20 protein-coding genes and 1 pseudogene are annotated in these 9,429 nt (G+C 61.2%); all 21 read right to left on the bottom strand.

Translation table 11 applies throughout. The features are described 5' to 3' along the window. Positions 1–369 (bottom strand): 30S ribosomal protein S11 (gene rpsK, locus JX325_RS09145; RefSeq protein ID WP_204790851.1); only part of this gene is annotated, 369 nt, incomplete at its 3' end. Between the two features lie 15 nt (positions 370–384). Further along, positions 385–750: a 30S ribosomal protein S13 gene (gene rpsM / locus JX325_RS09140; protein ID WP_204790850.1), complete on the bottom strand. Its 366-nt coding sequence runs from the start codon at positions 748–750 to the stop codon at positions 385–387. 28 nt (positions 751–778) lie between these two features. Next, entirely contained in the window at positions 779–892 is a 114-nt protein-coding gene (gene rpmJ, locus JX325_RS09135; RefSeq protein ID WP_204790849.1) for a 50S ribosomal protein L36, read from the bottom strand. Positions 893–933: 41 nt separating this feature from the next. Then, the gene (gene infA, locus JX325_RS09130; RefSeq protein ID WP_204790848.1) at positions 934–1,152 is read right to left on the bottom strand and encodes a translation initiation factor IF-1; all 219 of its coding nucleotides are present in this window, start codon (positions 1,150–1,152) and stop codon (positions 934–936) included. Between the two features lie 3 nt (positions 1,153–1,155). Beyond that, entirely contained in the window at positions 1,156–1,440 is a 285-nt protein-coding gene (locus JX325_RS09125) for a KOW domain-containing RNA-binding protein (protein ID WP_204790847.1), read from the bottom strand. A 20-nt stretch (positions 1,441–1,460) separates the two neighbouring features. Next, positions 1,461–2,216, bottom strand: a pseudogene (map, locus tag JX325_RS09120) (type I methionyl aminopeptidase). Between the two features lie 4 nt (positions 2,217–2,220). Further along, positions 2,221–2,853 carry an adenylate kinase gene (locus JX325_RS09115; protein WP_204790846.1) on the bottom strand — a complete coding sequence of 211 codons (633 nt, stop codon included), beginning with the start codon at positions 2,851–2,853 and terminating at the stop codon, positions 2,221–2,223. A 79-nt stretch (positions 2,854–2,932) separates the two neighbouring features. Next, complete coding sequence (secY, locus tag JX325_RS09110) at positions 2,933–4,309, bottom strand: preprotein translocase subunit SecY (RefSeq protein ID WP_204790845.1); 1,377 nt, start codon at positions 4,307–4,309, stop codon at positions 2,933–2,935. A 1-nt stretch (position 4,310) separates the two neighbouring features. After that, on the bottom strand, positions 4,311–4,751 hold the full coding sequence (rplO, locus tag JX325_RS09105) for a 50S ribosomal protein L15 (RefSeq protein ID WP_204790844.1): 441 nt from the start codon (positions 4,749–4,751) through the stop codon (positions 4,311–4,313). A 13-nt stretch (positions 4,752–4,764) separates the two neighbouring features. Continuing rightward, complete coding sequence (gene rpmD / locus JX325_RS09100; protein WP_204790843.1) at positions 4,765–4,947, bottom strand: 50S ribosomal protein L30; 183 nt, start codon at positions 4,945–4,947, stop codon at positions 4,765–4,767. 13 nt (positions 4,948–4,960) lie between these two features. Beyond that, positions 4,961–5,461 carry a 30S ribosomal protein S5 gene (gene rpsE, locus JX325_RS09095; RefSeq protein ID WP_204790842.1) on the bottom strand — a complete coding sequence of 167 codons (501 nt, stop codon included), beginning with the start codon at positions 5,459–5,461 and terminating at the stop codon, positions 4,961–4,963. Positions 5,462–5,478: 17 nt separating this feature from the next. Continuing rightward, complete coding sequence (rplR, locus tag JX325_RS09090) at positions 5,479–5,838, bottom strand: 50S ribosomal protein L18 (protein WP_204790841.1); 360 nt, start codon at positions 5,836–5,838, stop codon at positions 5,479–5,481. Between the two features lie 14 nt (positions 5,839–5,852). Then, complete coding sequence (rplF, locus tag JX325_RS09085) at positions 5,853–6,398, bottom strand: 50S ribosomal protein L6 (protein WP_204790840.1); 546 nt, start codon at positions 6,396–6,398, stop codon at positions 5,853–5,855. 15 nt (positions 6,399–6,413) lie between these two features. After that, positions 6,414–6,812, bottom strand: coding sequence for a 30S ribosomal protein S8 (gene rpsH / locus JX325_RS09080; RefSeq protein ID WP_204790839.1), 399 nt, complete (start codon positions 6,810–6,812; stop codon positions 6,414–6,416). Between the two features lie 163 nt (positions 6,813–6,975). Next, entirely contained in the window at positions 6,976–7,161 is a 186-nt protein-coding gene (locus JX325_RS09075) for a type Z 30S ribosomal protein S14 (RefSeq protein ID WP_204790838.1), read from the bottom strand. A 14-nt stretch (positions 7,162–7,175) separates the two neighbouring features. Next, positions 7,176–7,730, bottom strand: a complete 555-nt coding sequence (gene rplE, locus JX325_RS09070) for a 50S ribosomal protein L5 (RefSeq protein WP_279380522.1) — start codon at positions 7,728–7,730, stop codon at positions 7,176–7,178. 17 nt (positions 7,731–7,747) lie between these two features. Next, positions 7,748–8,101, bottom strand: coding sequence for a 50S ribosomal protein L24 (rplX, locus tag JX325_RS09065; RefSeq protein ID WP_204790837.1), 354 nt, complete (start codon positions 8,099–8,101; stop codon positions 7,748–7,750). A 13-nt stretch (positions 8,102–8,114) separates the two neighbouring features. Next, a complete protein-coding gene (gene rplN / locus JX325_RS09060) occupies positions 8,115–8,483 on the bottom strand; it encodes a 50S ribosomal protein L14 (protein ID WP_204790836.1) in 369 nt (122 codons plus the stop codon). A gap of 14 nt (positions 8,484–8,497) precedes the next feature. Then, positions 8,498–8,761 carry a 30S ribosomal protein S17 gene (gene rpsQ, locus JX325_RS09055; RefSeq protein ID WP_204790835.1) on the bottom strand — a complete coding sequence of 88 codons (264 nt, stop codon included), beginning with the start codon at positions 8,759–8,761 and terminating at the stop codon, positions 8,498–8,500. Between the two features lie 17 nt (positions 8,762–8,778). Then, positions 8,779–8,988 (bottom strand): 50S ribosomal protein L29, encoded by a 210-nt coding sequence (gene rpmC / locus JX325_RS09050; RefSeq protein WP_204790834.1) that lies wholly within the window; start codon positions 8,986–8,988, stop codon positions 8,779–8,781. A 1-nt stretch (position 8,989) separates the two neighbouring features. Next, positions 8,990–9,412, bottom strand: coding sequence for a 50S ribosomal protein L16 (gene rplP, locus JX325_RS09045; protein ID WP_204790833.1), 423 nt, complete (start codon positions 9,410–9,412; stop codon positions 8,990–8,992). Positions 9,413–9,429 lie beyond the last annotated feature (17 nt).

Genomic DNA, 9,429 nt, shown 5'->3' with positions numbered 1-9,429 from the left:
GTGGGGGATGGGGGTGACGTCCTTGATCATCGTCACTTCCAGGCCCACGGCCTGCAGCGCCCGGATGGCGGCCTCACGGCCCTGGCCGGGTCCCTTGACGAACACTTCCACGGTCTTGAGCCCATGCTCCATGGCGGCGCGGGCGGCGGTCTCCGCCGCGGTCTGGGCCGCGAAGGGGGTGGACTTCTTGCTGCCCCGGAAGCCGAGGCCGCCGGAGGAGGCCCAGGAAATGGCGTTGCCCTGGGCGTCGGTGACGGTTACCATGGTATTGTTGAAGGAAGAACGGATATGGACCTGGCCACGCTCAATGTTCTTCCGCTCACGGCGGCGGCGGATGACTTTCTTACCGCCGGATTTCTGTGCTGCCATACTGTTTCTCCCTCCTTACTTCTTCTTGTTGGCGATGGTCTTCTTGGGTCCCTTCCGGGTGCGGGCGTTAGTTTTGCTGCGCTGGCCCCGGACGGGCAGGCCCTTGCGGTGCCTGAGGCCCCGGTAGCAGCCGATTTCGCTGAGCCGCTTGATGTCCAGGGCGGTCTGCCGCCGGAGGTCGCCCTCGACGGTGTAGTCGTCAATGGCGTCACGGAGCTTTTGCTCGTCGGCGTCGGTCAGGTCCTTCACCCGGGTGTCGGGGTTCACGCCGGACTTCGCCAGGATGTCCTTGGCGCTCTTGCGTCCAATGCCGTAGATATAGGTGAGGCCGATTTCGATACGTTTATCCTTCGGCAGGTCAATACCGGCAATACGTGCCATACTTTTAAAGCACCTCCAATTTCAATTCTCAGCCCTGTCTCTGCTTGTGCTTCGGGTTCTCGCAAATGACCATAACACGGCCTTTGCGGCGGNGAACNTTGCACTTTTCGCACATGGGCTTCACGGACGGTCTTACTTTCATAGTCTGCAACCATTCCTTTCAGCGGTTTACGTCGTNTGNTNTCATTTGCTGCGCCAGGTGATCCGGCCCCGGGTCAGATCGTACGGGGACATCTCCACCGTGACCTTGTCGCCGGGCAGAATCCTGATGAAATTCATCCTCAGTTTCCCGGAAATATGCGCCAGAATCATGTGACCATTTCCAATGTCAACCTGGAACGTCGTGTTGGGCAGGGCCTCCACCACAACACCTTCCANTTCAATCATGTCGGATTTTGCCAAACGTTATCCCTCCTGGTCCGGCTGGATCGCCTCGCGGCAGGCCGCGAGCGTCCTGCGAAGCTCACTGTTGNTGATCTTCTCCTCGCTCTTGATCTTTTCGGCGAGGCGGGTCTCCTCCGCCGAGACGAAGAGCACATGCCTGCGCTTCTTCCGCTTCGGGGATTCCACCTTTCTCGATTTTCCGTCCGCCAGCAGGAGGTACTCTCCCTCCACCGCCAGGACGACAAAGAGCTTACTCTTGTCCCGCCCCGCGTTGGAGCGGACGATGTTTGATTTAGCAATCTCCATGCGTTCTCTCTCACCTGTTGTCAAATAGNGGGGGCCGTCAAAATTTCCGGCGCGCCATCGGTAATCAGGATCGTGTTTTCATAGTGGGCCGACCACTNTCCGTCGGCGGTCTTCACCGTCCAGCCGTCGCTCAATTGAGTGATGGCGGCGGAACCGGCGTTGACCATGGGCTCGATGGCCAGGGTCATTCCCCGGAGAAGCCGGGGGCCGTGGCCTGGGCGGCCGTAATTTGGGATCTCCGGCGATTCGTGCATCTTGGCTCCCACGCCGTGGCCCACGTATTCCCNGACCACNGANAAGCCNTTTNGCNCCNCATAGGCCTGNACCGCCGCGGAGACGTCCTGAAGGCGCTGTCCCTCCCGGGCGAAGCGGATGCCCTCGAAGAAGCTCTGCCTGGTCACGTCGATCAGGCGCTGGGCCTCCGGGGAAATCCTTCCGCAGGGGAATGTCGCCGCGCAGTCTCCATGAAAGCCCCCGATGTACGCGCCCACGTCCACGCTGACGATATCACCTTCCTGCAGGACCCGTTTTCCGGGGATGCCGTGGATGATTTCGTCGTTGACGCTGATGCAGGCGCTGGCTGGGTAGCCGTTGTAATGGAGAAAGGACGGGACCGCCCCCTGCTGGCGGATAAACCGCTCCACCGCGTCGTTGATCTCCTGGGTTGTCACGCCGCCGGGCTTTACCATTTCCCCTGCCAAGGCACGGGCAGCCGCGGTAATTTTTCCACTCCGGCGCATCAAGTCGATCTCATGGGAGGATTTCAGGGTGATCATCCCGTCATCTNCCCAAAACGCGGAGGATCGCCTGGGTATTGGCTTCCACAGTCGGCTGGTTCTCCACCGTCTTNAGCAGGCCCCNCTCCGCGTAAAACGCCTTGAGGGGCTCCGTCTCCTTATGATAGACCTCGAGGCGGGACTTCACCGTCTCGGGGGCATCATCCTTGCGCTGAATCAATTTCCCGCCGCACTTGTCGCACACGCCCTCCGCCTTGGGGGGCACCGCCGCGACGTGGTAGCTGGCGCCGCAGTCCGGGCAGACCCGGCGGCCGCTCATGCGCTCCATAATCGTCTCGTCGCTGACCTCCAGGGAGACCACGGCGTCGAAGACGATTCCGGCTTTCTCCAGGGCCTCGGCCTGGGCGATGGTACGGGGCACCCCGTCCAGGATGTAGCCCCCGGCGCAGTCCGGCTCCTCCAGCCGCTCGGAGATGATGCCGATGANTACCTCATCGGGCACCAGCTGCCCCGCGTCCATAAAAGCCTTGGCCTTCAAGCCCGTGGGGGTGCCGTTCTTCACGGCGGCGCGGANGATGTTGCCGGTGGAGATGGTGGGAATGTTCAGCTTTTCACACAGGATGTCGGCCTGTGTTCCCTTTCCGGCGCCCGGGGCGCCCAACNGGATNAATTTCATGGTTAACCCCTCCTGTATTCCGGGCGCGGGCGGAGCTCCACGGCCCCGCCCGGCGCCGGCATCCAATATTGTCTCTCGATTACTCCAGGAAGCCCTTGTACTGACGCATCAGCATCTGGGATTCCAGAGCCTTGACCGTCTCCAGCGCCACGCCCACCACGATGATGACGGAGGTGCCGCCGATGGCCACGGAGTTGTTGCCCAGGATGCGGCCGATGATCAGGGGGCAGATGGCCACGATGCCCAGGTAGATGGCGCCGAACAGGGTAATCTTATTCAGCACCTTGCGGATGAAGTCCACCGTGGGCTNGCCGGGNCGGAAACCGGGGATAAAGCCGCCCTGCTTTTTCATGTTGTTGGCAATTTCCACGGGGTTGAACTGGATGCTGGAGTAGAAATAGGCAAAGCCGATAATCAAGATGAAATAGACCACCATANACATCACCGACTTCGTGTCGATGGNNTCATAGATGCTCCGGGACACGGTGCCCACGGCGGGGATGCCCACGAAGCTCCAGATGGTGATGGGCAAAGAGGCGATGCTCTGGGCGAAGATGACGGGCAGGACGCCGGCCATGCTCACCTTCATGGGCAGGTTGCTGCTCTGGCCGCCGTACATTTTCCGGCCCACCTGACGCTTGGCGTACTGCACGGGGATGCGGCGCTCGGCGTCGTTGATGAACACGATGAAGGCGATGAGGGCCAGGCCGCCCACTAAAAGCAGGATTACGCCCCAGGGAGGCATGGCGCTGTCCAGGAGCTGCTGGGCCTGGTCGGCGGTGTAGCCGGCCTCGGTCAGGCTCGCTGCGGTCATGGCGCCGCTGTTGATGGCGGACCACCGGCTCACGCCCTGGGCCATGCTGGAAATCATGCTGCGGACCCGGGAGACGATGCCCGTGAAGAGGATGATGGAAATGCCGTTGCCCANACCGAACTCGGTGANCTGCTCGCCCATCCACATGACAAAGGAGGAACCGGCGATGAAGGACACGATGATGACCAAAGCGGGCCAGATGCCCTCGGCCCCGGGGGCCAGGATGCCGTAGCGGTCCATCATGAAGTAATAGCCCACGGCCNGGAGNATGGCGATGGCCACGGTGGTGTAGCGGGTGATGGACTGGATTTTCTTCCGGCCCTCTTCGCCGCCGTCCTTGGCCAGATTTTCAAGGTAGGGGATNGCCACGGTGAGCAGCTGAATGATGATGGAGCTGTTGATATAGGGCTGAATGCTCAGGGCAAAGACCNGGGCGGTGGCGAAAGCGCCGCCGCTCATCACGTTGTNCANTCCCNGAATCGTGNCGCCCATGCCCCTGAGCTGGGCTTCCAGCTGGGCCACGTCGATATAGGGGACGGTGATGGCGTTGCCGATGCGGAAGATCAGCAGAATCAGCAGCGTGAAGACGATCTTCTTTTTCAGCTCGGGGATGGCCCAGGCTTTGCGAACGGTTTGGATCACGTTACTTCACCTCCGCCTTTCCGCCGGCTGCCTCGATGGCCTCCTTGGCAGACGCGGAAAAAGCGTTGGCCTTGACAGTGACCTTTTTGGTGAGCTTCCCGTTGCCCAGGACCTTGAAGCCGTACTCGCACTTGCTGAGGACGCCCTTTTCCAGCAGCGCCTCGGCAGTGACAGTGTCCCCGTCGCTGAACGCGTTCAGGGCGCTGAGGTTCACAACCTCCAGGGGTTTGGCGAAGATGTTGTTGAAGCCGCGCTTGGGGACCCGGCGGGCCAGAGGCATCTGGCCGCCTTCGAAGCCCACGCGGACCTTGCCGCCGGAGCGGGCCTTCTGACCCTTGTGGCCCCGGCCGCCGGTCTTTCCGTTGCCGCTGCCGACGCCCCGGCCCTTGCGGTATGCCTGCCGGACGGAACCTTCGGCGGGAGACAGTTCGCTTAATTTCATGTTTGGCGCCTCCTTACTTCTCTTCGGTAACTTGCAGCAGATAGCCGATCTTCGCCACTTTTCCGCGGGTGGGATCGTTGTCGGGCTGCACGGTGACGTCACCGATTTTGCGCAGACCCAGGGAATGCGCGGTGGCAACCTGCTTTTCCAGGCGGCCGTTCAGGCTCTTGACGAGCTCAATCCTTAAGTTTGCCACGTTTGTTGCCTCCTTAACCCACGATGTCTTCGACGCTCTTCCCGCGGATGCGGGCAACCTCCTCGGGACCGCGCATGCTCTTGAGTCCCTGGAAGGCGGCGGCGACAACGTTGTTGGGGTTGTTGGACCGGAGGCTCTTGGCACGGATGTCCTTGATGCCCGCGGCCTCCACGACGGCGCGGACCGCGCCGCCGGCGATAACGCCGGTACCGGGGGCGGCGGGCTTCATCAGCACCCGGCCCGCGCCGGCTTCCCCGATGGTCTCATGGGGCAGGGTGGTGCCCGCCAGAGTNACGGTAATCATATTTTTCTTGGCGGCCTCGATGCCCTTGCGGATGGCCTCGGGAACTTCGGCGGCCTTGCCCAGGCCGTAGCCGACCTTGCCCTTGCCGTCGCCCACGACCACCAGGGCGGAGAACTTCATGACCCGGCCGCCCTTCACGGTCTTGGAAACGCGGTTCAGGTACACGACTTTTTCGATATACTCGCTCTGCTCTCTTTCAAATCTAGGCATTGAACGTTCCTCCCTCCTTAGAACTGCANGCCGCCCNCGCGGGCGCNCTCGGCCAGGGCCNTCACACGGCCGTGATACAGGTAGCCGCCGCGGTCAAACACCACGGTCTCGATACCCTTGGCCTTGGCACGCTCGGCCACGAGCTTGCCCACGGCCTCCGCTGCGGCGACATTCCCGCCGTAGCCTTCGACGGCCTTATCCAGGGAGGAAGCGGAGACCAGGGTCACGCCGGCGACATCGTCGATGATTTGGGCGTAGATGTTGGCCTCGCTGCGGAACACGTTCAGGCGCGGCATCTCGGGAGTGCCGGAGATCTTGGCGCGCACCCTCTTGTGGCGCTTCATGCGCTGGGCGTTGGTATTGGGTCTTTTAATCATTTCGGCACACCTCCTTACTTCTTGGCGCCGGTCTTACCGACCTTGCGGCGGATGGTTTCATTGGTATACTTGATTCCCTTGCCCTTGTACGGCTCGGNCGGGCGCTTCTCGCGGACCTCGGCGGCAAACTGGCCCACGGCCTCCTTGTCGCAGCCGCGAATGATGATTTTATTGGGGGAGGGAACCTCGATGGTGATGCCCTCCACCTCCGAAACGATCACCTGATGGGAATAGCCCAGGTTCATNACCAGGTTGCTTCCCTCCTTGGCCACACGGTAGCCCACGCCGTTGACATCCAGCTCCTTGGCATAGCCGTCGGTCACGCCGACCACCATGTTGTGCAGGAGCGTGCGGGTCAGGCCGTGGAGGCTGCGGTGCAGCTTATCCTCGGAAGGACGCTTCACGGTGATCGTGGTGCCTTCCTGTTCAATGATCATCTCCGGGCGCAGCGCGCGGGTCAGCTGGCCCTTGGGTCCCTTCACAGTGACCACATTACCCTCGGCGATGTTCACGGTCACGCCGGCGGGGACGGTAATGGGCATTCTGCCGATTCTAGACATTGTTCAATACCCTCCTTACCAGACGAACGCCAGGACTTCGACGCCGACATGAAGCTCGCGGGCCTTCTNGTCGGTCATGACGCCCTTGGACGTGGAGATGATAGCGATGCCCAGGCCGCGGAGCACGCGGGGCAGCTCGTCGGCGCCCACGTAGACCCGAAGGCCCGGCTTGGAGACGCGGCGCAGGCCGGTGATGACCTTTTCCTTGCCCGCGTTGTACTTCAGGGTGATGTGAATCTTTCCCTGGGTGCCGTCGTCCACGATCTGGAAATTTTTGATATAGCCCTCGTCCAGCAGAATCTNAGCGATGCTCTTTTTCATGTTGGAAGCGGGGACATCCACGGTGTCGTGTTTCGCGCTGACGGCGTTGCGGANGCGGGTGAGCATATCCGCAACCGGATCGGTGATATGCATGGTGTAAGTTCCTCCTATTTNAGAGTTGCGGTTTTAAAACCGCTGCGGTAGCGAGGTATCATGACCAATTNGGTTCCATCCCGATTGGCCATGACCTTTCGCTATCCGTTANCCCAAAGGCCCCATATCTAAGGCCTCTGTTCACAAAACAAGTCCGGGGTTNTTAGAAAGAAGCCTTGCGGANGCCGGGAANCTCGCCCTTATAGGCCAGCTCCCTAAAGCAGATACGGCACACGCCGTAGTCCCGGAGATACGCGTGGGGACGGCCGCAGAGCTTGCAGCGGTTGTACTTNCGGCTGNAGTACTTGGCGGGGCGCTGCTGCTTCAGAATCATGGATTTCTTAGCCATTCTTCTCTCCCTCCTTAGCGGGCGAAGGGCGCGCCGACCTGGGTGAGCAGGGCGCGGGCCTCTTCGTCGGTGTGCGCGGTGGTGCAGATGACCACGTCCATGCCCCGNATCTTGTCNATTTTATCATANTCGATCTCGGGGAAGATCNGCTGCTCCCGGATGCCCAGGGCGTAGTTGCCCCGGCCGTCGAAGGCGTTGGGGCTGATGCCCTGGAAGTCACGGACGCGGGGCAGGGCCACGTTAAAGAGGCGGTCCAGGAACTCCCACATCTTCTCGCCGCGGAGGGTGACCTTCGCGCCGATGGGCATATTTTCACGGAGCTTGAAGTTGGCGATGTTCTTCCGGGAACGGGTGATGATGGGCTTCTGGCCGGTGATCTGGGCCAGGTCCCGGACCACGTTGTCCAGAATCTTGACGTTTTCCTTGGCCTCGCCGCAGCCCACGTTTACGACCACCTTGTCGATTTTGGGAATCTGCATGACGCTCTTATAGCCAAACTGCTTCATCAGGGCGGGAGCGACCTCGGAGGCGTACTTCGCCTTGAGGTTGGGCACTTTCTTATCAGCCATGTTTCACTCCTCCTCCCTTACAGCTCGGCGCCGCACTTCTTGCAGATGCGGACGCTGACGTTTTTCTCTTTGCCGGCCNCGGTTTTCTTCTCTACCTTGTGGCCCACCCGGGTGGGCTTGCCGCACTTGGGGCAGACCACCTGGACCTTGCAGGCGTATATAGCGGCTTCCCGCTTGACGATGCCGCCCTCCTCGCCCTGACGGCGGGGCTTGATGTGGCAGGTGACCAGGTTCATGCCCTCCACCACGACTTTGTTCTCCTTCGGCAGGGTGGCAATGACCTTGCCCTGGTGGGTGCTCAGGTCCTTGTCCTTACCGCCGTCGCCNGAGAGCCGGACGNCTNTGTCGCCCTTTTTGATATTCATAGACATGTCTTTGCCCTCCTCAAATCACTTCGGGAGCCAGGGACAGGATTTTCATGTAGTCCTTGTCCCGCAGCTCGCGGGCCACGGGCCCAAAGATGCGGGTGCCGCGGGGGTTCTTGTCGTCCTTAATGAGGACGGCGGCGTTGTCGTCGAACCGGACATAGGTTCCGTCGTTCCGGCGGATGCCCTTGGCGGAGCGGACGATGACGGCCTTGACCACTTCGCCCTTTTTCACGGTGCCGCCGGGGGCGGACTTGCGGACGGAGGCCACGATCACATCCCCGATGTTCCCGTATTTGCGCTTGGAACCGCCCAGGACGCGGATGCACTTGATTTCCTTGGCGCCGGTGTTGTCGGCGACCTTCAGGAAGGTTTCCTGCTGAATCATGTCTCGACGCCTCCTTACTTCGCTTTCTCGATGATCTCAACCACGCGCCAGCGCTTGTCCTTGGACAGGGGGCGGGTCTCCATCNCCTTTACCTTGTCGCCGATTCCGCAGCTGTTCTGCTCGTCGTGAGCTTTCAGCTTGTAGGTGCGGCCGACGATCTTCTTATACAGGGGGTGGGCCACCCGGTCCTCGATGGCGACCACGACGGTCTTGTCCATCTTGTCGGAGACCACCTTGCCAACCCGGGTCTTACGGGAGGAAGTTCTCTTCTCGTCCATGTTTCCTTACCTCCTTCTCACTNCTTGCCGGAAGCNGAGAGCTCCCGGAGCACGGTCTTGACTCGGGCAATGTCATGCTTGGTCTCCCGGATTTNCACGGGATTGTCCAGCTGGTTGGTGGCGTGCTGCATGCGAAGGAAAAACAGGTCCTTCTTCAGCCCCGTCAGCTTCTCGTTCANCTGCTCCGGGGNCATTTTGCGAATCTNACGAATTTCACTTGCCTTCATCTTACTCACCTGCTTCCTCGGCGCGGGCGATGACCTTGGTCTTGATGGGCAGCTTGTGGCTGGCCAGACGCAGGGCCTCGCGGGCAACTTCTTCCGACACGCCGGCGATCTCGAACATGACGCGGCCGGGCTTCACAACGGCAACCCAGAACTCGGGGGAACCCTTGCCGGAACCCATGCGGGTCTNGGCGGGCTTCTTGGTCACGGGCTTGTCAGGGAAAATCTTGATCCAGACCTGTCCGCCGCGCTTGGTGTAACGGGTCATGGCGATACGGGCCGCCTCAATCTGGTTGCTGGTGATCCAGGCGGGCTCGGTGGCCACCAGGCCATACTCGCCGTACGCCAGGGTGTTGCCACGGGTGGCCTTGCCGGTCATACGGCCGCGGTGCACGCGGCGGTATTTGACTCTCTTCGGCATCAGCATTAGTTGCTTCCTCCTGC

Origin of the sequence: Oscillibacter sp. CU971 (genome assembly GCF_905219725.1) — a bacterium.
Lineage (GTDB): Bacteria > Bacillota > Clostridia > Oscillospirales > Oscillospiraceae > Oscillibacter.
This window is presented reverse-complemented; position numbering and strand designations above follow the sequence as displayed.